The sequence below is a fragment of the Myroides sp. C6-3 genome (assembly GCF_050522425.1).
Lineage (GTDB): Bacteria > Bacteroidota > Bacteroidia > Flavobacteriales > Flavobacteriaceae > Flavobacterium.
In genome coordinates, this window is the sequence record NZ_JBMVQP010000007.1 from 1 (window position 1) to 22,246 (window position 22,246).

Annotated in this window: 20 protein-coding genes; 13 read left to right on the plus strand and 7 right to left on the minus strand. The window is 36.2% G+C overall.

The window, feature by feature from the left end:
• Window positions 1-195: 195 nt before the first annotated feature.
• Entirely contained in the window at window positions 196-1,677 is a 1,482-nt protein-coding gene (cls, locus tag ACPDG9_RS04405) for a cardiolipin synthase (RefSeq protein ID WP_430526551.1), read from the plus strand.
• A 115-nt stretch (window positions 1,678-1,792) separates the two neighbouring features.
• On the opposite strand, the gene ACPDG9_RS04410 is transcribed toward cls, so the two are convergent.
• Window positions 1,793-4,186, minus strand: coding sequence for a TonB-dependent receptor domain-containing protein (locus ACPDG9_RS04410; RefSeq protein ID WP_430526552.1), 2,394 nt, complete (start codon window positions 4,184-4,186; stop codon window positions 1,793-1,795).
• Window positions 4,187-4,345: 159 nt separating this feature from the next.
• Here ACPDG9_RS04410 and ACPDG9_RS04415 point away from each other — a divergent pair, with 159 nt between their 5' ends.
• Together ACPDG9_RS04415 and ACPDG9_RS04420 are read left to right on the plus strand one after the other, a co-directional pair.
• Window positions 4,346-4,927, plus strand: coding sequence for a TIGR00730 family Rossman fold protein (locus ACPDG9_RS04415; RefSeq protein WP_430526553.1), 582 nt, complete (start codon window positions 4,346-4,348; stop codon window positions 4,925-4,927).
• An 83-nt stretch (window positions 4,928-5,010) separates the two neighbouring features.
• Window positions 5,011-5,763, plus strand: coding sequence for an NYN domain-containing protein (locus tag ACPDG9_RS04420; protein WP_430526554.1), 753 nt, complete (start codon window positions 5,011-5,013; stop codon window positions 5,761-5,763).
• Between the two features lie 234 nt (window positions 5,764-5,997).
• On the opposite strand, the gene ACPDG9_RS04425 is transcribed toward ACPDG9_RS04420, so the two are convergent.
• Window positions 5,998-6,738 carry a CDP-alcohol phosphatidyltransferase family protein gene (locus ACPDG9_RS04425; RefSeq protein WP_430526555.1) on the minus strand — a complete coding sequence of 247 codons (741 nt, stop codon included), beginning with the start codon at window positions 6,736-6,738 and terminating at the stop codon, window positions 5,998-6,000.
• 151 nt (window positions 6,739-6,889) lie between these two features.
• Between ACPDG9_RS04425 and ACPDG9_RS04430 the strand changes: the two genes are divergently transcribed.
• From ACPDG9_RS04430 to ACPDG9_RS04440, 3 genes are read left to right on the plus strand one after another with little or no spacing between them, the layout of a single operon-like run.
• Window positions 6,890-7,966, plus strand: coding sequence for a PorV/PorQ family protein (locus ACPDG9_RS04430; RefSeq protein ID WP_430526556.1), 1,077 nt, complete (start codon window positions 6,890-6,892; stop codon window positions 7,964-7,966).
• Between the two features lie 5 nt (window positions 7,967-7,971).
• Complete coding sequence (locus tag ACPDG9_RS04435) at window positions 7,972-9,099, plus strand: DUF4105 domain-containing protein (RefSeq protein ID WP_430526557.1); 1,128 nt, start codon at window positions 7,972-7,974, stop codon at window positions 9,097-9,099.
• A 6-nt stretch (window positions 9,100-9,105) separates the two neighbouring features.
• Window positions 9,106-9,843: a tyrosine-protein phosphatase gene (locus tag ACPDG9_RS04440; protein WP_430526558.1), complete on the plus strand. Its 738-nt coding sequence runs from the start codon at window positions 9,106-9,108 to the stop codon at window positions 9,841-9,843.
• A gap of 306 nt (window positions 9,844-10,149) precedes the next feature.
• On the opposite strand, the gene ACPDG9_RS04445 is transcribed toward ACPDG9_RS04440, so the two are convergent.
• Entirely contained in the window at window positions 10,150-10,539 is a 390-nt protein-coding gene (locus tag ACPDG9_RS04445) for a DUF1573 domain-containing protein (RefSeq protein WP_430526559.1), read from the minus strand.
• Between the two features lie 223 nt (window positions 10,540-10,762).
• Here ACPDG9_RS04445 and ACPDG9_RS04450 point away from each other — a divergent pair, with 223 nt between their 5' ends.
• The 3 genes from ACPDG9_RS04450 to ACPDG9_RS04460 all read left to right on the plus strand — a co-directional run bounded on the left by ACPDG9_RS04450 (window position 10,763) and on the right by ACPDG9_RS04460 (window position 14,868).
• On the plus strand, window positions 10,763-13,399 hold the full coding sequence (locus ACPDG9_RS04450; protein ID WP_430526560.1) for a valine--tRNA ligase: 2,637 nt from the start codon (window positions 10,763-10,765) through the stop codon (window positions 13,397-13,399).
• 73 nt (window positions 13,400-13,472) lie between these two features.
• On the plus strand, window positions 13,473-14,114 hold the full coding sequence (locus tag ACPDG9_RS04455; RefSeq protein ID WP_430526561.1) for a TatD family hydrolase: 642 nt from the start codon (window positions 13,473-13,475) through the stop codon (window positions 14,112-14,114).
• A gap of 37 nt (window positions 14,115-14,151) precedes the next feature.
• Window positions 14,152-14,868, plus strand: a complete 717-nt coding sequence (locus ACPDG9_RS04460; protein WP_430526562.1) for a tRNA threonylcarbamoyladenosine dehydratase — start codon at window positions 14,152-14,154, stop codon at window positions 14,866-14,868.
• A gap of 56 nt (window positions 14,869-14,924) precedes the next feature.
• Here ACPDG9_RS04460 and ACPDG9_RS04465 read toward each other — a convergent pair whose 3' ends face one another.
• Complete coding sequence (locus tag ACPDG9_RS04465) at window positions 14,925-16,121, minus strand: aromatic amino acid transport family protein (RefSeq protein ID WP_430526563.1); 1,197 nt, start codon at window positions 16,119-16,121, stop codon at window positions 14,925-14,927.
• A gap of 416 nt (window positions 16,122-16,537) precedes the next feature.
• Between ACPDG9_RS04465 and ACPDG9_RS04470 the strand changes: the two genes are divergently transcribed.
• Window positions 16,538-16,948 (plus strand): Fur family transcriptional regulator, encoded by a 411-nt coding sequence (locus ACPDG9_RS04470; RefSeq protein WP_430526564.1) that lies wholly within the window; start codon window positions 16,538-16,540, stop codon window positions 16,946-16,948.
• Here the strand turns inward: ACPDG9_RS04470 and ACPDG9_RS04475 are convergent.
• The 3 genes from ACPDG9_RS04475 to ACPDG9_RS04485 form a co-directional block, all read right to left on the minus strand.
• Window positions 16,945-17,925 carry a YpdA family putative bacillithiol disulfide reductase gene (locus ACPDG9_RS04475; protein ID WP_430526565.1) on the minus strand — a complete coding sequence of 327 codons (981 nt, stop codon included), beginning with the start codon at window positions 17,923-17,925 and terminating at the stop codon, window positions 16,945-16,947. The two genes, ACPDG9_RS04470 and ACPDG9_RS04475, sit on opposite strands and share 4 nt — an antisense overlap.
• A 164-nt stretch (window positions 17,926-18,089) precedes the next feature.
• A complete protein-coding gene (locus tag ACPDG9_RS04480; RefSeq protein WP_430526566.1) occupies window positions 18,090-18,791 on the minus strand; it encodes a YceI family protein in 702 nt (233 codons plus the stop codon).
• A gap of 289 nt (window positions 18,792-19,080) precedes the next feature.
• On the minus strand, window positions 19,081-19,578 hold the full coding sequence (locus tag ACPDG9_RS04485) for a hypothetical protein (RefSeq protein WP_430526567.1): 498 nt from the start codon (window positions 19,576-19,578) through the stop codon (window positions 19,081-19,083).
• Between the two features lie 204 nt (window positions 19,579-19,782).
• Here ACPDG9_RS04485 and ACPDG9_RS04490 point away from each other — a divergent pair, with 204 nt between their 5' ends.
• The 3 genes from ACPDG9_RS04490 to ACPDG9_RS04500 all read left to right on the plus strand — a co-directional run bounded on the left by ACPDG9_RS04490 (window position 19,783) and on the right by ACPDG9_RS04500 (window position 22,222).
• Complete coding sequence (locus ACPDG9_RS04490) at window positions 19,783-20,358, plus strand: DJ-1/PfpI family protein (RefSeq protein WP_430526568.1); 576 nt, start codon at window positions 19,783-19,785, stop codon at window positions 20,356-20,358.
• Between the two features lie 88 nt (window positions 20,359-20,446).
• Window positions 20,447-21,307 (plus strand): carboxylating nicotinate-nucleotide diphosphorylase, encoded by an 861-nt coding sequence (gene nadC, locus ACPDG9_RS04495; RefSeq protein ID WP_430526569.1) that lies wholly within the window; start codon window positions 20,447-20,449, stop codon window positions 21,305-21,307.
• A gap of 18 nt (window positions 21,308-21,325) precedes the next feature.
• Window positions 21,326-22,222 carry a YihY/virulence factor BrkB family protein gene (locus ACPDG9_RS04500; protein WP_430526570.1) on the plus strand — a complete coding sequence of 299 codons (897 nt, stop codon included), beginning with the start codon at window positions 21,326-21,328 and terminating at the stop codon, window positions 22,220-22,222.
• Window positions 22,223-22,246: the final 24 nt, after the last annotated feature.

Here is a 22,246-nt window from a genome sequence, read left to right on the forward strand (position 1 = left end):
GGTGTAGCTCAGTTGGCTAGAGCAGCTGATTTGTAATCAGCAGGTCGTGGGTTCGAGTCCCTCCATCGGCTCAAAAGCTTCCTATCTAAATAGGAAGCTTTTTTTATTTATATTCTTTCCTATTTAAAGAATGCGTAAATTTAGATCTCGTTTAAATGGCAATTCACATTATACCATGGCGAAATATTTCAAATTATGATAGCATTGCTTTTCGAATCAGAATGGGTTATTTATTGGGAATTAGTCTATTTTATCATTGCAATTCTCGTTTCCATCCGAATTATCTATGATACGGATTCTATTTCCAAAACCTTAGCCTATCTATTACTCGTTTTCTTTGTACCCGTTTTCGGTATTGTTTTTTATTTCTCTTTTGGGATTAATTATCGCAGAAGAAAAATGTATTCTAAAAAATTAATCGCCAACGATAATTATGCGGATCGCTTTACTAAGCGAATGAAGGAAATCCATTTAGATCTCAAACAACAAGGGCATCCCATTGTAGATAAACACCGATCTTTTGTTAACCTATTATCTAATCCCATTGTTGGAGAAGGTCCTTTGTTGATCGATAATCACGTGGAACTCCTACAAAATGGCGAAGCGTTCTTTCCTCGTTTATTGGAAGACCTCAAAGCAGCCAAACATCATATTCACCTGGAGTATTACATCTATGAAAATAATGAGATCGGAAAAGAAATTGCCGAAGTGCTCATACAAAAAGCGAAAGAAGGGGTAGAGGTACGTTTCATCTACGATGATTTTGGCAGTAGAAGTATACGCAAAAATATTGTAAGAGATCTACGTGCAAATGGTGTTCAAGCTTTTGCGTTTAATAAAATTATACTGTTAGCCTTAGCTAACCGATTAAATTACCGCAATCACCGTAAAATTGTCCTCGTGGATGGGCAAATTGCCTATACGGGAGGAATCAATATTTCCGATCGCTACGACAATGGCAGAAAAGGAGAAAGCGACTTCTTTTGGCGTGATACGCATATTCGCATTGAAGGGAGTGGAGCTTATGGATTACAACATGTGTTTTTAACGGATTGGAATTTCTGCAGCAAAGAGAATATCAACTTCTCCGCTGATTATTTTCCTAAAATAAATATGGGGAAACAAGAAACGCTTCCACTACAAGTGATTGCTTCTGGACCCGACTCGGATGTGCCTTCTATTCTTTTTAGCGTATTACAAGCCATTCAAGCCGCTGATCGCGAAATTTGTATCACAACACCCTACTATATCCCAGATGAATCGCTACAATTGGCTATTAAGATGGCTGTACTAAGCGGAAAGAAAGTGAAGTTGTTGTTGCCTGGTATTACAGATTCCCTTACGGTGAAGTTGGCTTCTGAATCGTATTTTCAAGAATTGTTAGAATCTGGTGTTGAAATTTACTTGTATAAAAAAGGATTTATTCACGCTAAAACGTGGGTGATTGATTCAGGTATTAGCTCAGTAGGTACTTGCAACTTAGATCATCGTAGTTTTGATCTCAATTTTGAAGTAAATGTGGTACTCTACGATATGGATTTTGCTAGCCAGATGCGAGCAATGTTTGAAGAAGATTGTAAAAATGCAATTAAGCTAGAATTAGATCGCTGGAATAAACGCTCGAAGTGGCATCGTTTAAAAAATAGCTTTTTACGTCTGCTTTCGCCTTTGTTGTGAATGGATGAAGGTTAGTGACTTTCGTGACAACAAACAACGAACAACGAACAACGAACAAAAAAAGGACACCTTTTCAGGTATCCTTTTTAGCAATAATTGAAGTCTCGGTATAGATTTAGAATAATCCTCCTGATCCACCACTTTGTTTCGTGTTGGTATCTCTATACTTTCTTTGTAATGATCGTCCTTTTCCACCGCCAAAGGTATAGTTTACACCAACGTATACAGATTGACTTTCCCAAGTGAATTCACCTCTTGAAGGATAAGGATATTTAGTTTCGTATTTGTAAGACATAGTGTTGAAAATGTCGTTAAATCGAACGCTAATGCCCAATTTGTTATTTAGTAAAGCATAACGAGCTCCAGCGTCAATCTTGTACATTTCTTTTGCATCTGAAGTAATTCCATCTACTGCACCTCTGTAGAATCCAAACAAGTTAAAACGCAAGTTTTTAGTTGCCTTGAAGTTACTGTTTAAACGCGCATTGAATGCATTAGCTGTGATGTCTCTCAATACAGTTTGCATTGCTCCTGTTGCATCTAGTTGTGAAACAAATCCCGTTTGTTTAATGCTAGAAAAGTCAAGAGCAGGTTGCATATCCCACCAAGGGGTAACAATAATGTTGGCTGAAACTTCGAAACCATACGCATCGTTTGACTTATAGTTGTCAAATGTCATTAGCAATGCATTTGGATTGTCGTTTTCTGGATCGTCGTAAATTACGTGATTGATCTCGTGATTGATACGTCTATAATAAACTCCCGCCGTAATGCTACTTCTTTTAGCAAATAAACGCGTATAGTTTAACTCTACGGAGTTTGTAAACTGAGGCTTCAATTCTGGGTTTCCAACCATTGTCATTAAAGGCGTAGAGAACTGACGAACTGGATTGGTTTGTCTTACTCCAGGTCGATCTACACGACGGCTGTAACTCACGTTGAACATATCGCTTTCTGTTAAGTTATATCCTAAATAAACAGAAGGATAAAGCGTAACATAATCGTCTTTAAACGTAGAAGTACCATCTAGTTTAGAGTCTACTTTATAACTCTCAACTCTCGTGCCAATCTGGTAGTTGAATTTACCTAGTGTTTGACCAAAAGTAGCATAAGCAGAGAAAATATCTTGGTCGTATGTATTGGCAATGGCCATTTGATTTGCAGGAATCAAAGGATTGTTGGAATTGAAATTATTATCCGCTCTAGAAATTCTAGCCTCAGCCCCTAATTCTAATTTAGTGTGGTCGTTTAACGGATTAACATAATCAATGTTTACGGTCGATAATGTATTTTTATCATCATTGCCATCTTGATACAACAAATCACTAGCCGTTCCTAACTTTGTTAGGTAATCTCCGTCCATTTCCGACTTGTTGATGTTGTGGTTTACTTCAACATCAAGCGTGTGTCCTTTTTTCGCGAATAAGTGTTTGTACGCTAAATTATAGGTGCTAAATGTATTTTTGTTGTTGTAGTCTGTGTTTTGGAAAATATTATCAAAGGATTGATCAGGGTAAATCGTTGACGTTTTCAACCCCATATCGCTTTTGTTTGTACTTTGATTCGTATAAAACGAAAGTGTATTGTTGTCGTTAATATAATAATCAACACCTACTTTATACAGAATGTTTTTGTTTTTATTCAACATATCAATCGTTGTAGGCGACAATAAGTCTTCGCGAAACATATCGCCATTATTTGTTGATTTTCCGTCAGAATAACTTGCATTACCAAAGAAGTTTAATTTTCCTTGTCTGTAGTTTAGGTTGAGTGAAGTCGTGGATTGAATGTTTTTTGCAATTGTAACACCACTGTCAACAGAACCGTTAAATCCATCCGCTGTATTTTTGTGTAAAACGATATTGATGATTCCCGACATTCCTTCAGGGTTGTATTTTGCACTCGGATTCGTGATTAATTCAATGCTTTTGATTGACGTAGATGGAATCTGCTTTAACAATTGCTCTGCAGACATATTAGTAGGTCTTCCATCCAATAAGATTCGAACATTTTCGTTTCCTCTTAAAGAGATTTTACCGTCTTTATCTACGTTTACCGAAGGAATATTATTCATAATGTCCGAAGCAGTAGCTCCTACTGTGGTTAAGTCTTTACCCATGGTAATTACTTTTCGGTCAATTTTTTGCTCAATTGTAGATCGCTCTGCAACAATGGTCACATCAGCTAAAGTTGTTGATTCCGGTTCTAAGTAAATAGTACCTAGATCAGTCGCTGATTTAAGTGCAATTTCCTTGTGATACGGTTTGTAACCAATAAATTGAACGTCTAAATCATAAGTATCAGCAGTTGCTGTAATGGTAAAAGTACCGTTATCGGCAGTCATTCCACCCGTAATAACAGCATCACCTTTTTTAAGCGTAATCGTAGCGTATGGAACGGCTTCCTTGAGGTTTTTATCAAGTACACGTCCCGTTAGTTTTACTGACCCCTGGGCGTAAACACCACATAGAGAGAGTAGGAAAAACAATAAAGATAGTTTTGAATTCATTTGATTAGTTGAATTAAGTTTTTTTGTCTAATCTAATAGACTGAGAATCGTTACTTTTGTTACATCAACAAAATAAAAAAAAGTAAATAAACAAAGTTTTTTATTTTATTATTTTGATTATCAATTAGTTATGTGTTATTTAGAAAAAATATAAATTTTATGAAGTATACTGTTTTTTGCGGTTCAAGTGCTGGGAGTAAGCCTGAGTATAGGCAAAGTGCGACAGCCTTAGGAATGGCGTTAGCCCAACGCAATATAGGAGTGGTTTATGGTGGTGCCAAAGTTGGGTTAATGGGAGCTATAGCCGATGGAGCATTGGCAAATGGCGGAGAAGTAATTGGGGTGTTGCCTCATTTCTTAGCTGATGTAGAATTGGGACATCAAGGGTTAACCTCTTTGTTTTTTGTTGATACGATGCACGAACGCAAAGCAAAGATGGATGAACTATCTGATGGAATCATTGCATTACCTGGAGGATATGGTACCTTAGAAGAGTTTTTTGAAGTATTGACCTGGGGACAATTGGGGTTGCATAAAAAACCCATTGCTTTGTTCAATGTAGATGGTTTTTATAATCCGTTGTTGCAAATGATGGATATGATGGTTCATCAGGGATTTCTTAAAGAAGAAAATAAAAACATGGTTATTGTATCAGATGATATCGATGATTTACTACAGCAAATGCAAGCCTATGAAGCTCCTAAAGTAGGTAAGTGGGTAGTGCAAAAACAAACGCTTTAATAGTGCTAAAAAAAAATTAAAATCGCTGTTTTCGAACTTTTTTTTCGTATTTTCCCTACTTGAGTAAGAATATGAAATAAAAAATGGAAAAAAATAATAACAATATAGCGATACTCGTTGATGGAGATAACGCACAAGCTAAATTATTAGAAAATATATTAGCAGAGGTTTCAAAATATGGAAAGGTAACTATCCGTCGTATTTATGGCGATTGGACAACTCCACAAATGAACAGCTGGAAAGATCTCTTAAATGATTTGTCTTTTTCACCTATTCAAAAGTTTAATTATACCTCAGGGAAAAACTCTACGGATAGTTCGCTTATTATTGATGCAATGGATATTTTACACGCCAAGATGGTCGATGGATTCTGCATTGTTTCAAGTGATAGTGATTATACCGGATTAGCTAAGCGAATTCGAGAAGAAGGAATCTTTGTGATGGGGATAGGAGAGAAGAAGACGCCTAATGCATTTGTGCAATCGTGTGAGATTTTTACATATTGTGAAACGCTAATGCCTAAACCTGTAAAAGAAGGAAAAACGGTTAATCAGGAAAAGAAACAGGTGATTGATGAAGAGGAAGAGAACGACACGCGTACGATTACTAAAAAAGAGATGCGCCTCATTGATCGTGCCTTTGATATGTCTGTAGATGAAGAAGTAGAAGCGTACATTTCAACTGTGGGAAATAACCTAAGAAAATTAGATCCAAGTTTTGACTCGCGTGATTATGGTTTTAGAAACCTAACCGAAATGTTTAAGCATTTAAAAACATATGAAGTGATCAACAATAACGTAAAGGGATTAAATCATCCTTTAGTAAAAAAGAAGTAACCGAAAGGTTACTTTTTTTACAGCTAAGTTTTTTAAACTCTTCCTCATTTTGTTCTTTTATGTGAGTTGGGCTATTGGTAAGGTTTACGGAGGAACGAGAAGTAGTTATTGGAAAGGTTTACTCAGCTATTTGCTAAGGTACTAACCTTTCAAATTCTTATTTTTGTGATTGGTTTTCTCTTAGATATAGTGACATAACATAAAAAAGGTCAGCATTTGCTGACCTTTTTTGTGTTATGCTATTTCTTTTTTTGCAGTTACATTTTTAACTATTGAAAGTAAAATGTAAAGCAAAATGATAATTGGAATTGCTAAGTAGTGCAAGGAAATTAACAGGATAACCGAAACTAATACAAAGCCTAATTGCAGTTTATAAGCTTCGATGTTTTTAGGGTTAATTTTTAGCGAAAATAACGGTAATTCAGCGTTCATAATATAAGCACTCAATACACTAATGATAACTAATACATAGGGATTACTCAAAAAAGAAATAATCGCTTCAGAATCTGTAGTGCTTACAATTAAAGGTAAACTCAGAATGAATAATGCATTTCCTGGAGTGGGTAACCCGATAAAAGAGTCTGTTTGTCTCGTATCAATATTAAATTTAGCTAAACGATAGGCAGCACCTAGGGTGATTAGAAAACCTAAATACGGAACAATAGCCATGTAGTATGTTTCAGGTGTTAGGTTGTATGGACCTTGTGTCTCTTGGATGTTTGCTAACTGTTTGTAGATGATAAGTCCAGGTACAACACCACTCGTTACCATATCTGCTAGAGAATCCAATTGAAGTCCTAATTCACTTTTTACATGGAGAATGCGAGCCAAAAATCCGTCCCAATAGTCAAAGAAAATACCGATACACACCCATAAAAAGGCCATGTGGATATTGTCGTCAAAGGCATAGATACAAGCTATTAACCCTGAAGCGAGGTTTAATAAAGTAATGAAATTTGGAATGTGTTTTTTCATGTAGATCTTATTTGAGTTTTTGTCCCTGGGATAAAAACAGATGTTATTATCCTTAGACAAAGGTATCATAAACTTACAAATAATAATATCTTCATCGCCTTTTAGTTTTTTACTATTTTTACAGCTTTGTATAAATAGTAAAAGGAGGTTTGTGAAAAAGCTAACATTATGTACAGTACTACTTTGCGTCGGATTTGCCTCTTACGGTCAAAAAGCGAGAAAATATTCCAATGAATTTTTAAATATTGGGGTAGATGCTGTGTCTATGGGGATGGCGAATAGTGTAGTTGCATCAACGTCAGATGTGAATTCTGTCTATTGGAATCCCGCAGGATTGATGCGATTGGAAGAGCAGCAAGTGGCTTTAATGCACGCCAGTTATTTCGCTAATATTGCTCAATATGATTACGGAGCCTTTGCTATGCCTTTGGATGAAAAAAGCGCATTGGGGTTTTCTGTCATTCGCTTTGGGGTGGATGATATTATGAATACAACGGAGCTGATTGATCAGCATGGAAATATCGATTATAACCGCATTAGTTTGTTCTCTGCCGCAGATTATGCTTTTGTACTTTCTTATGCTCGTAAAACTCCTATTGAAGGACTTACCTACGGGGTTAATGCAAAAGTAGTCAGACGAGTGATCGGAAAGTTTGCAAACTCATGGGGCTTTGGCTTTGATGCCGGTGTGCAATATAAAACTAAATCCGAGTGGATGTTTGGTGTAATGGCAAGGGATATTACTACCACATACAACATGTGGAGTATCAATAAAAAGGAGTACAGTAAAGTACAAGGTGCCATTGAAGGAATGAATCAAGAACTACCGGAAACGACGGAGATTACTTTGCCTAAATTACAAATGGGGGTGTCTAAGAATATGCAACTTACCCGCGATTTAAATCTATTAGCTGCATTTGCTCTTCACGTCGAATTTGCTGAAACCAATGCAATGATCTCTAGCGGTTCGATGAGTATGACTCCTTCTTTAGGTGTGGAGTTTGGATATGCTAATTTGGTCTTTGTACGGGGTGGTGTAGGAAACTTCCAAAACAATAGACAAATGGACAATACCGAAAAAATAGAATTTCAACCCAATATTGGTGTTGGTTTTCACTATAAAGGAATACAAGTTGATTATGCTTTGACGGATATAGGAGACCAAAGTGCTGCTATTTATTCCAACGTATTTTCATTAAAACTAGATTTAGGAATTTTTAGAAAATAAAAAACATGAAAAAAATAGTTGCCTTACTTGTTGCTTTTTTTGCCTTACAAGTAAGTTTTGGTTATGCCACTCAACGCACCTTATCGGATAAGGCACAAATCAGCGTCTTAACCTGTGGAACAGGAGATCAATTATACGCTCTTTTTGGTCATACTGCTATTCGAGTGTATGACCCTGCGGAAGGAATAGATCGCGTGTATAATTATGGATTGTTCAATTTTAGAACCCCCAATTTTTATGCAAAATTCGTTAAAGGTGATTTACTTTATTTCGTTGATTATGAAGATTACAGGAGTTTTGTGATGAACTATGCGTATGATAATCGCTCTGTTGTGGAACAAGAACTGAATCTGTCGCAGGAACAAACACAGCGTATTTGGCAAAAACTAAATGAATCTTTGGCTGAAGATAAACGCTTTTATATCTATAAATTTATAGATCAAAACTGTACAACTAAGGTCGTGGATGTGCTTAATGAAGTTTTACCAACACCCGTAGAAACAACAATAGAAGGTAACACAGCAACGTATCGATCAATTTTAAACACCTACCTAAAGGACCGCTATTTTGAAAAATTGGGAATTAATCTCATTTTTGGCTATAAAGTAGATCATCCATCAACGCTTTTGTTCTTGCCAGATAAATTTCAATCAGGATTGTCGCACTCAATGAATGGAACTCAACCTTTGGTAAAAGAAGAACTAACCGTCTTTCAATCGCAACCTAAAACCGCTTATGTTTGGTGGAATACCTATTGGTTTGCCTCGGTAATGACGCTTCTTTTGCTCGTTCTATGCCTTAATAAAACCGTTCGATCCGTGTATTTTGTCCTTATGGGGGTTTTGGGATTGTTTTTTATACTAGTAGGGTTTTATTCTCTACATAGAGAAATACTATTAAATAATGTGGTGTTTTTATGTAATCCTTTGCTTATATTTATTCCATTTGTTAAAAGGTTGAGTAATATTAAGTCAAAATTAGCTATTGTTGTTGTAATATTGTTAATTATCTACTTTGTTTTGAATTTTTATTCAGAAAAATTAATAATAACATTACCTTTGTATCTATTAACTCTAGCAACTTTATTTTTAGAATTTAAAACTGTTTTACAAAATAGAGGGAAGAATAAATAGTAGACTATGTTTTCTTTTTTTAAATCTAAACCCATTTTAAAAGATTTGATCCCGGATGATTATGTGGATATACACTCTCATTTAATTTACGGAATCGACGACGGTGCTCAGACGATTGACGATACCCGCATGATTATTACATCCATGCGAGATTTAGGATTCAAGCAAGCGATTGCTACTCCTCATACGACACCTTTAGTTTGGGAAAATACAAGAGAAGGAATTTTAAATCAGTACCAAAAAGTACAAGAAGAACTGCCACAAGAAGCATCGGATATCGCACTTAGAGTAGCTTCTGAGTATATGATGGACGAAAGCTTGTTACCTCATATTGAGAATAAAGACCTCTTGACTTTAAAAAATAAGTACGTTTTGGTGGAAATGTCTTACATGAATCCACCCATTCAACTGATGGATATTCTGTTTCAGTTGAAATCCAATGGCTATGATATTGTATTGGCTCACCCAGAGCGCTATAATTTTTATCATCAGAATACAGCCATGTATAAGAAGCTTAAAAAAGCGGGATGTCATTTTCAAATGAATTTACTCTCTGTAACGGGATACTATGGTAAACATGTACTAGAAGCAGCCAATTTTCTTTTGTCTAATGGCTTAATTGACTTCGTAGGCTCTGATATTCACCATGCCAAGCACATTAGAGGATTTGATGCAAAAGTGGAAGTAAAAGGAGTTGAGTTTTTTACGCAAGCCATTACTAATAATCAAGAGTTTAGAAAGTAGTTTTTGATTCAATTAGTTGAATAATATCAGTTTTTTTAGCTCTGTTGTAGTATCTTCTTCTAGTGCAGAAAATAGTGTATCCATTGTAACAGCGACTTATCTTCATAAAGAAGGTGGTATCTTTCAATATTAAGGGTAAAGAGCTCAAGTTGAAGTGAAAGGAGAGGTTACTTATACCGGTAATAGGTGAAATTCAATAAGGAAGGGATGGGTTGACAAAGTTGGTAATGGAAAGGTAACTAGTTTTAGGATATAAAGACATAAAAAAAGCCACGCATTGCGTGGCTTTTTTTATGTTGAGTAGATTTATTTGTCTACAACTTCACCTTTAATTCTCAAAGGCACTGTACCGTTTTCGTAGTTTACTGCGTTTGATTCCACTGTGATGGTACGGCTAATTCTACCGATGCTCATGTTGTACTTTACATCGATTTTTCCTTTTTTACCTGGCATGATTGGCTCTGTAGGTTTTGAAGGAACTGTACATCCACATGTTGAGCGCACATTAGTAATAACTAACGGTTGATCTCCTGTGTTTGTGAATTCGAATGTACGTAATCCATCGTCATTCCCTCTAACTACTGTTCCGTAATCGATGGTGTTATTCTCAGCTGCGAACTGAATTTTTGGACCATTTTGAGCGAATGTCAAGGCACTAGATAAGACTAATGCAAATACTGCTATTAATTTTTTCATTACTATAACTTTTTGTTGTTTTGTAAAATTAGAAACTTTTATAAAACTCGCAAATTTTTTTCGCATATTCGATTTGAGATATACTTTTATAATTGACGAGTAATAATTACTTTTGTACAATACAAAGATAAAAAAACTATAGGTATTGAGAATAGAAAAATTCATTTATTATCCTCGACGCATAGCGTTTTTTTCTTTTTTTTAATAATTAAATTATAGAATAATGGTAATTCCTGCACAATTTGACGCAAAGCAAGTAGAGCAAAAATGGTATCAGTATTGGATGGAGAATAATTTTTTCCGATCTGTACCAGATGAAAGACAGCCGTACACCATTGTAATACCTCCTCCAAACGTAACTGGAGTATTGCACATGGGGCATATGTTGAATATTACAATTCAAGATGTATTAATACGTCGCGCACGTTTAAGAGGACTAAACGCATGTTGGGTCCCTGGGACGGATCACGCATCTATTGCAACTGAAGCCAAAGTCGTCGCTAAATTGAGAGAGCAGGGAATCAATAAAAACGACTTAACTAGAGAAGAATTTCTAAAACACGCTTGGGAGTGGAAAGAAGAGTATGGCGGTGTGATTTTAGATCAGCTAAAAAAACTAGGAGCTTCTTGTGACTGGGATCGTACAAGGTTTACGATGGATCCTGAAATGTCACAACAAGTAATTAAGTTATTTGTTGATTTGTATAACAAAGGATTGATTTATCGCGGTTATCGCATGGTGAACTGGGATCCTGAAGCGAAAACAACCCTATCGGACGAAGAGGTAATCTATGAAGAGCGCCAAGGAAAACTATATCACGTAAAATATCAAATCGAAGGTACTTCGGATTATTTGACTATTGCAACAACTCGTCCTGAAACGATTCTAGGAGATTCAGCAATTTGTATCAATCCCAATGATGAGCGTTACCAACATTTGAAAGGTAAAAAGGCAATTGTACCTATTTGTAACCGCGTGGTTCCTATTATCTTCGACGAGTATGTAGATATGGAATTCGGAACAGGATGTTTGAAAGTAACGCCTGCACACGATGTAAATGATAAAGATTTAGGGGAACGTCACAATTTGGAAATCATCGATATTTTCAATGAGGATGCAACGTTAAATGATTTGGGATTACACTATAAAGGTAAAGATCGCTTTGTGGTTCGCAAGGAAATTGAAGCTGAATTAGCGGCTATCGGTGCTTTAGACAAAGTAGAAAACTACCTGAATAATGTGGGAACTTCTGAGCGTACGAAAGCGGTAATTGAACCTCGTCTATCGGATCAGTGGTTTTTGAAAATGGAAGAGTTGGCAAAACCTGCTTTAGATGCTGTAATGACAACGGAAGATGTAAAATTGTATCCGAGTCGCTACAACAGTACCTACAGAAGTTGGTTGGAAAATATCCGCGATTGGAATATTTCTCGTCAGTTGTGGTGGGGACACCAAATACCAGCTTTCTATTATGGGGATGGAAAAGAAGATTTCGTGGTGGCAGAAACAAAAGAAGCTGCACTGGAATTAGTAAAAGCAAAAACAGGAAAGTCAGAGGTAACGATAGCGGATTTAAAACAAGATGAAGATGCGTTAGACACGTGGTTCTCTTCTTGGTTGTGGCCAATGTCTGTATTCAACGGATTAATCGATCCTGAAAATGAAGAATTTAAATACTACTATCCAACTAATGATCTAGTTACTGGTCCGGATATTATTTTCTTCTGGGTAGCACGTATGATCATGGCTGGTTATGAGTATACTGGAGTTCAGCCTTTTACGAATGTTTACTTTACGGGAATTGTACGTGATAAACAACGTCGTAAGATGTCTAAGTCTTTGGGGAATTCACCAGATGCTTTAGGGTTAATCGATAAATTTGGTGCAGATGGAGTTCGCGTTGGCTTGTTGTTGTCTGCTTCTGCGGGTAATGATATTCTTTTTGACGAAGAGTTATGTGCACAAGGAAAAGCGTTTACCAATAAAGTGTGGAATGCCTTCCGTTTAATCAAAGGATGGGAAGTTTCTGAAACTTTAGAACAACCAGAAACAGCAAAAGTTTCTTTGGCTTGGTATGAAGCGAAGTTGCAACAAACACTAGTGGAAATTGAAGATCATTTCGCTAAATACAGAATTTCAGATGCCTTGATGGCGATCTATAAGTTAGTGTGGGATGATTTTTGTTCTTGGTTCTTAGAAATGATTAAACCAGGATATCAACAACCAATTGATGCTGTTACATACAAAAAAGTAATTGAGCTGTTGGAAGAAAACTTGAAATTGTTACATCCTTTTATGCCTTTCTTGACGGAAGAAATCTGGCAACATATCAATGCGCGTACAGCAGAGCAAGCGTTGGTAATTTCTTCTTGGCCTGAGACAAAAGCTTTTGATGAGAATTTAATTAAAGAGTTTGATTTTACCATGGAGGTGATCGCGGGTATTCGCACCATCCGAAAAGATAAAAATATCTCTTTCAAAGATGCAATCGATCTTAAGATTATCAATAAGGAGCAAGTGTCAACTTATTTTGATAGCGTAATCTCAAAAATGGGGAACGTGGCAAGTATGGAATACGTGACGGAGCAAGTAAGCGGCGCTCTTTCTTACCGAGTAAAATCCAACGAGTATTTTATTCCAATGGAAGGCAACGTTAATATTGAGGAAGAAATTGAGAAATTAGAAGAAGAGTTGAAATACTTAAAAGGTTTCTTGAAATCCGTACAAGGTAAACTATCGAACGAAAAGTTCGTAAGTGGTGCGCCTGAACAAGTCGTAGCTAGTGAGAAGAAAAAAGAAGCAGATGCTTTGGCTAAGATCGCTACAATTGAACAAAGTTTAGCTGGTTTAAAAGAATAAACTCGCAATTTTATAGTAAAGGTCTTTGGTTCGCGTATACGAATCAAAGACCTTTTTTTTTATCTTCGCTCTCATGAAGTACAATATACACACCCACTATCTGCACAAGGAAGCTGATACGTTAGCGCTTGTTAACCAAGATTTGTCTAAGGTAGATTGGTCTATTCCTTATTTTTCGTTGGGTATTCATCCGTGGTATATTAAAGAAGAGTTACTTGAGGAACAACTAGACTTTATCGAAACTCATCTTCAACAAGCGAATTGTTTGGCATTAGGAGAGTGTGGGCTTGATAAGAAAATAGCTGTTCCGTTCGCTTTACAAAAAGAAGTATTGGTTCGTCAATTACTTCTTGCAGAAAAAAATAAAAAAGCTGTAATTTTGCACGTCGTTTCTGCTTATCAGGAAATTATTGCGCTGAAGAAGCAATTGAACTTAACCGTTCCTTTACTTGTTCACGGGTTTAATAAACATCAACAGGTTGCAGAAAGTTTGTGGAAAAATGGATTTCATTTGTCTTTTGGTCGTGCTTTGTTGCACAGTAAACGTTTACAAGATACGTTAGCTTCAGTACCAGAGCAATACATTTTTTTGGAAACCGATGATGATCAAACCCTTTCAATTGGAGTAATCTATGCTAAGGCAGCAGAATGTCACCCCAATATTGAGCAAATTGTAGCGTCTAATTTTAAACGCATATTTAAGATAGAATACTAATTTAGAGCCTGTAAGGTGATTAATAACGAGAAATAGAATGGCTATTTGGCAAGAAAGAGCAGCCTTGCTTTTTAAAGAAGAAGGACTAGAAAAATTGAAAAACGCTAATGTATTAGTTGTAGGATTAGGTGGAGTTGGATCCTTTGCCGCTGAATTTTTGGCGCGTGCAGGTGTGGGAACCATGACAATCGTAGATGGGGATACAGTAGATATTACAAACATAAATAGACAATTGCCCGCTCTACATTCAACAATAGATAGGGCGAAAGTACACGTGGTTGGTGATCGTCTAATGGATATTAATCCGGAATTAAAGCTAACGCGTATGCAAGAGTTTTTATCTCCTGAACGCACGCATGAAGTAGTGACGGAAGAGTATGACTATGTGTTGGACTGTATTGATAGTATTACACCTAAAATTAATTTGATTTTAGCGGCTAAGCGCAAACGTATAAAAGTAATTAGCGCGATGGGAGCAGGTGGAAAGATGCAGGCTTCTAAAATCGTTGTCAAAGATATTAGTAAAACAGATGTATGTCCGTTGGCGAAACAAATTAGAAAACGCTTGAAAAAAGAAGGAATCTCTTCTGGTGTAAAAGCCATCTTTTCAACAGAAAAACCAGATGAAAGTAGCTTGAAAATGACAGATGGATCTAATTTTAAAAAGTCGTTTTTCGGAACGAACAGCTGGATGCCAGCCTTGTTTGGCTTGCACGCTGCAGAAAATGTGATACGCTATTTGTTGTCGAAATAAAAGAAATAAAAAAGGAGTAGGTCAATCCCCAACTCCTTTTTTATTTGTCTCGACCCTTAAGAAGGGAGGATTTCAAACGCTAATAAAAGCTGTAAAACCACAATTAAGATGGATAAGATCCATAGGAATCCATAAATCGTATAGTGAAGAAAGGATGTCTTTTCACCTGCTCTTTTCTTTGCTCTTTGTAACATCAACATGGGAATAATTAAAGCTAATACCACTAAGGAAATAGAAGCATATCCCAATGCAATAACAAATCCATCAGGGTAGAATAAAGCAAAGAGGATAGGCGGTAAGAAAGTCAAAACGAATGCACTGATGTTGTGCTTGATTTTAGGGCGATCTTTTGCTAAATCTTTGATGTAATCATTTAAAGCTAAGGCTACACCCCAAAAAGAGGTTAAGATAGCTGCTGCAGCAAAAATAGTAAAGGCTATTTTGATGAATCTCGAATTGTTGATCTCCTTGATAGAGAGAAGTAAACCTTCCAATCCTGCATTGTTTTTTAAAATCTCACTGAATACACTACTCTCAATATTTCCTAGAATCGTAAGTTCCCAGATTAGATACAAAAGTAAAGGGATGATGCTCCCAATAAAAAAGACCCACTTGAGCTGGCGTAAATTTCCATCCAAGTATTTAACTAAACTAGGGATGACCACACTAAAACCGAATGAAGTGAAAATGATGGGTATTGTCGCTAGTACAGGAAGAGGACTTTGTGGTAAATAACTTAAATAGGCCATTTCAATATGAGGCAACAATAGCCCTAATACTAAGCAAAGACAAAGGATTTTAGTAGAGAAAATCACTTTTGTACTGTAATCGACTGCTTTAGTACCAAAAGCAATAATGCCCCCAAAAATAAGGGTAAAGAGGACCGAACTGAGTTGAGGTGCCACTTTAATGTGTAATATTTGCTCGAGATTCGTTCTTAAGATATCTCCTCCACCCGCAATATAGGCACTGACTAAAGCATACATCAATGTCAACATACTCAAGCCGGTAATAAAGGCACCTGGTTTTCCTAAATATTTTAAGGTGAGTGTGTTAAAACCAGCAGAGGTAGGGTTGTATTGATAGACGTTTACTAGGAGAACGGAAGTATAAAACATAGCAAACCAAATACAGAATAAGATCAATGACATAAATAAAAAACCAACATTAGCCGATATAATGGGCATTGCTAACATTCCTGCGCCTATTGTAGTACCTGCTACAATAAGAATACTTCCGATAATTTTTTGCATTTGTTTAAAATTTATTGTTGTTTGAATTTATTTCGTCATAGATCTTGTTTTCGGTAAGAGAGTTTCAATGGTTTTATTCCGCAAGAATCATACCTCTATTCTATTCTTTTTTTCTTTTTTGTCAGAACGAGATCTAAAAAAATAAATATATGTTTTATTTATAGTTTTTGCGATAAAAATCATCAAAATCTAAAAGCAAATGAAATGAAGAGGCTATTTGTTGCATTTTTTCTTGAACTTCAGTGATTATTTCACAGGGCTTCAAATTGATAGTCCAGTAGAAGCAGTTGAATATCAGATAACAGAGAAGGAAAGGTGAACTTGAAATAAGTATAAAAGACAATTAATTCCTTTTTTTGTAGTTGAAGGAATTGAGGAACAATGCTTACCTTTGAGTTTATTAAAAGGGATGGAAAATGAAGAATATTGAAGAAGAGTTAGTAGCCAAAAACATAAAACCCACTGCAATGCGGATTTTAGTGCTTAAATTTTTGAAGCAACAACAAGGTGCTGTGTCTTTGGCGGATATTGAAAATAGCTTTGATCAATCAGATCGCGTGACGATTTATCGCACCGTTAAAACGTTTGAAAGTAAAGGGTTACTCCACAGTATAACAGCAAACAATGTAACGCAATATGCGTTGTGCTCCTCCAAGTGTTCTGCAGATAGTCACAGAGATACTCATGTGCATTTTGTTTGCAATCAATGTAAAAAAACGATCTGCCTTACTCAAGTAGCGATTCCCACGATGGATATTCCAGTCGGATTTCAACTAAGTGAAATTGAAGTGGTAGCCAAAGGAATATGCGAAAACTGTCAAGCTTAGTTGCGTATTGAGGATTGACGAGTGATGTGCTCTACAATGTGTTTAGCGTGAATTCTTGAGTTCTCAATAAACCAAGTATGCGTATTTAATCCGCCACAAACTACACCCGCTAAGTATAGCTTTTCAATATTGGTTTCCATTGTTTCAGGATTGAACGTAGGTAATTGTTCCCTGTCGTTTTGCGTAGTGATCCCCAATCGACGTAAAAAATCAAAATCAGGACGGTATCCCGTTAGGGCAAGGACAAAATCATTGGCAATTTGAATTGATTTTCCTTTTTGTTCTAAGGTAACAGTAGTAGGACTTATATTTGTTAGGTTGCTGTTGAAATACACTTGTATAGCTCCCTCTGCAATGCGATTTTCAATATCGGGTTTCTCCCAATATTTGACATGAGAACTAATCTCTTTGTCTCTTACAACTAACGTAACGTTTGCGCCTTTTCGATAACATTCAAGAGCTGCATCTACGGATGAATTACTTGCTCCAACTACAACGACATTCATGTTAGCGTAATAGTGTGGATCATTGTAGTAGTGTGATACTTTCGGTAGATCTTCTCCTGGGATCTGAAGTAAATTAGGAAAATCGTAAAAACCAGTGGCTACAATGACGTGTTTGGCAGTATAATGACCTTTAGAACTTTCTATAGCAAAATGACCTTGAGGTTGTTTGTTGACTTCAAGTACTTTTTCAAACAAGTGAATTGACAAATTGTGTAGATGTGATACTCGTCTGTAATATTCTAAGGCTTCTTTGCGTCTAGGTTTTGTTTCGGCGCTAATGAATGGAATATGATCAAGTTCTAATAGCTCTGAAGTGGAAAAGAATTGCATATTGATCGGATAATGGTACAGTGAATTTACCAAACAACCTTTTTCGATAATAAGATAGGATAATCCTGCTTTTTTTGCTTCGATCCCACAGGCAATTCCTATAGGCCCTCCTCCGATAATTAATACGTCTAAATGTGTCATTCTCTTCTAAATAAACCCGCAAAGGGGATGTTGGTTAAGCGAAACAAAATTATTGAATTATTTTGGTAAGGGGAAGTAAAAGCACGATAAACCCCAAAGTAAACAGCATAAAAAAAGGAGGATAAACCCTAGGGGTATCCTCCTTGTATAGTATTTAAACTTTATTATTCGTTTACTTTATCAGCAACTAAATGGATTCCAATTTCCATATCTTTACTAATTGCCCAATCAGCAGGGTTAAGAGCAGCTCCAGATTCTTTATCTGTAGTTCCGAATACTAATCCCCATTCTGTACGATCAGCGATGAATGAAGCATCCATAACCGCTTTTCCGTTTTCTACAGTTACTTTAGCAGGGAAAGTAATGTTTACTGTTTTTCCTAAAATTGTCAAGTTACCACTTACAATTTTGTTTGCACCTTCGATTGTACTTGTGTGTTTTGCAGCATCAAAATCTTCAACTTTAGTGATTTTGAAATCAACTGTAGGGTTTTTCTCTACGTCAAAGAAATCAGGACTTTTTAAGTGTCCTCCTAATTTTTCGATGTCCTCATCAGCATCAACAGAAGCACGATCAACTTGGATAGAGTTCATGTCAATAGTATAAGCACCTGCATTTAATCCAGTAGCATCGATTGCAATGTCACCAGTAGATAAAGCTAATGTACCAAAACGAGGGTTTAATCCTCCTTTGTGTCCTACTTTCCAAGTTACATTACTCTCTGTTAAGTTAACAGCGTATTTATCTCCTTGTTCCACTGCTACTTCTTGTTCAGTTGTAGTTGTTGCTTTATCAGCATTCTTATTTCCACATGATGCTAATGAAAGAGCAGCTACTACTGCTACTGATAATAAAATTTTTTTCATGTTATTCGCTATTTTGTTTCTCCAAATGTACAATACAAAAATGAATATACAATAGCTTATTAAAATACTGAATGTTAAAATGTTATAAATACAGTTTTTTTTGAACTAAGGGCGCATATTTTGTTGTTTTTTCTATTTAAATAGATGTCTTTTGGGAGAAAAAAACGAGTAGCGTAAAATTTATCTTAAAATAAACACTTGCTTTTACGATGAAAAAAGAGTGCCGTTCAAACAAAAAAAGAGGATAACACAGCCGTCATCCTCTATGAGTAGGGGAATAAAAAGAGAATTAGATTTCTTTGAAGGTCGAAATAATATTCATCAATTCGTCACCTTGATAGTCTTTGTTTTGTCCTATAGTCCAACCGATGATCTCATAGTTGCCTTTTTTTCCTTCGATTACAGTTTGAATCATAAACATGAAGTTGCCTTCTTGTGACATGGATATTTTATAAATTTTCCCTGCTAGTCCATTAATTCTGACGTCGTCTTCTTTTGTGATTTCATAATCGGGTCTATTGGCATACGTTGCCAATGCTTTTTGTGTAAAAGCAGCAAAAGATTCATCTGCTGTTTTAGGAGATTCTTTAGCGATGATGTAAACTTGTTTAAAGGTATTTCCATACTGAATAGCCGCATCGGGATACAGATCCGTCATTACCGCTAAAGTAGCTGGTATTTCCATAGAGAACTGATCGTTCACACTTACCGTTTGAGGAGGAGCTACTTTTTGATTACAGCTAGCCATTCCCAAGGTTACACAAAGAATAAAGAGTAATTTTTTCATTTGAAAATAGATTTTAAATAAAGAATATTTAAAGTTAAGGCAAAATGTGTAGAGTTTCGAAAATTGCAGCTAAAAAATTTTCCATGCTGCTGTTGCATGGGAAATACAATCATCAAATAAAAAACAAGCTTCAAGTCAAAAATGTGTTTTTTGAATTGAATAGATTGTTGTAAATTAGGAGGAATAAATCAAAAAAATAAAGTTATGGCAAAAAAAGTATTAATGTTAGCAGGAGATTTTGTTGAAGATTACGAAGTAATGGTTCCTTATCAAGCTTTGCTTTCGGTAGGTGTAGCAGTAGATGTGGTTTGTCCGGGAAAGAAAAAAAATGACATCATTGCAACAGCGATTCACGATTTTGTAGGCTTTCAGACCTATGCCGAAAGCAGAGGACACAATTTTGTGATCAACAAAAGTTTTGATGAAGTTAAAGTAGAAGATTACGCAGGGCTTTATGTATGTGGAGGTCGTGCGCCAGAATATATTCGCTTGAACAAAAGAGTGATTGAAATTGTACAGTACTTTTTTGAGAAAAATCTGCCTATTGCAGCAATCTGTCATGGTATTCAAGTTTTGACTCCCGCCCAAGTTTTAAAAGGAAGAACTCTTACTGCTTATCCTGCAGTAGGACCGGATATTACGGTAGCAGGGGGAATTTACAAAGAAATCGATGCAGATAAGGCAATTACTGATGGCAATTTAACGACTTCGCCTGCTTGGCCAGGACATCCTGCTATTCTCCGTGAATTCTATAAATTATTGGGAATAAAAATTGGATAAGTAGGTTGTTGCTACAGGAGAGTTTGCGTTGCTAAAAGAAGTACACTTGTAAAACATTTCTTATTTTAGCAGCGCAAATTTTTTATATATGATTTCAGAACAACAATTTCAAGCCGAATTAAATCAAATTATTGTCAATGCCATTCGCGAAGATGTAGGTGATGGTGACCATAGTTCTTTAGCGTGTATTCCTGATACGGCCAAGGGCAAAGCACAGGTGTTAGTCAAAGAACAAGGGATAATAGCAGGAGTAGAATTTGCTACTATGATTTTGAATTATGTTGATCCAACATTAGAGGTTGAGGTGTTTATTCAAGATGGAGAAGCTGTTCGCGTGGGTGATGTTGTTCTGAGTGTGGCTGGATCTTCTCAATCGATCTTGAGTGCGGAGCGCTTTATGTTAAATGCAATGCAACGCATGAGTGCTATTGCAACAAAAACACGCGTATTTGTTGATTTATTAGAAGGAACAGGTACTAAAATCTTAGACACGCGAAAAACGACACCTGGCATACGTGCCATTGAAAAATGGGCGGTGAAAATTGCAGGTGGAGAAAATCATCGTTTTGCTTTGTATGATATGATTATGTTGAAAGATAACCACATCGATTTTGCAGGGGGAATTAAAGAGGCTATTGAAAAAACAAATGCCTATTTAAAAGAGAACAACAAGGATTTGAAAATTATTGTTGAGGCGCGTGATTTAAATGAAGTACAACAAATTTTAGCTTGTGCGAATGTACATCGTATTCTCTTGGATAATTTCGACTTTGAAGCCACTAAACAAGCTGTGGCTTTAATTGGAGATCAATGCCAAACGGAATCATCGGGCAATATAGATGAAACAACGGTGAGAACGTATGCTCTTTGTGGGGTAGATTATGTTTCTTCCGGTGCATTAACCCATTCCGTTTACAATATGGATTTAAGTTTAAAAGCTGTTGTATAGCAGCGCTAAAAAAAGTGCATGTCAGAAGTAGAAAATAAGCTGGATCGAATACCGATCATCAATAAAATTGTCAGAGGATTAAAACGAGTGAAGTTTTCTTTTCTTGAGGGATATTCTTTATATGATTTGATTGAATTGTATTTGGTAGGGATCATTAAAGGCGCCTTTTCCTATCGCGCCGGATCGATCGCCTTCAGTTTCTTTATGGCACTGTTTCCCTTTGCACTGTTTATTTTAAACTTAATCCCCTATATTCCGATTGATAACTTTCAAGCGGATTTTTTGCAGTTTATTGAAAATTCTGTTCCACCCAATACCTATGAAGCAATTCAGTCTATTATTCTCGATATTATGAATAATAGTTATAAATCGCTCTTGTCATCGGGGTTTTTACTCTCCATCTTCTTAATGACTAATGGGGTGTTTGCTATTATTGGCGGATTTGAATCGTCGTATCACATTACTATTTCGCGCAATATCATTCGACAATACCTCGTGGCATTAGCCTTATCGGTTATCTTGTCTTTTGTCTTGATTTTTTCGGTTGCCTTTTACGTAATTTTGGAGGTCTTGATTCACCGCTTGTCTATCGATGCAAATTGGTTGGTGTGGTCGCGTAATATCTACTTGTTATTGGTCGTGTTGCTCACCACCTCTATCCTGTATAAATTTGGAGCTAAAGAAACAAAAGGAGTTTCCTTTATTTCTATTGGATCGGTCTTTACTACTATTTTATACGTGTTGACCTCGTATGGCTTCGGAGTTTATGTGTTGCGATTTGCTCGTTATAACGAATTATACGGGTCAATCGGAACGTTGTTGGTGGTTATGTTTTACTTGTGGATTAACTGTATGATTCTATTGCTAGGATTTGAGTTAAATTTAGCTATACGTAAGATTAAGTTAAAAAAATAAGTATATTTGAGTGTATAACTTAAT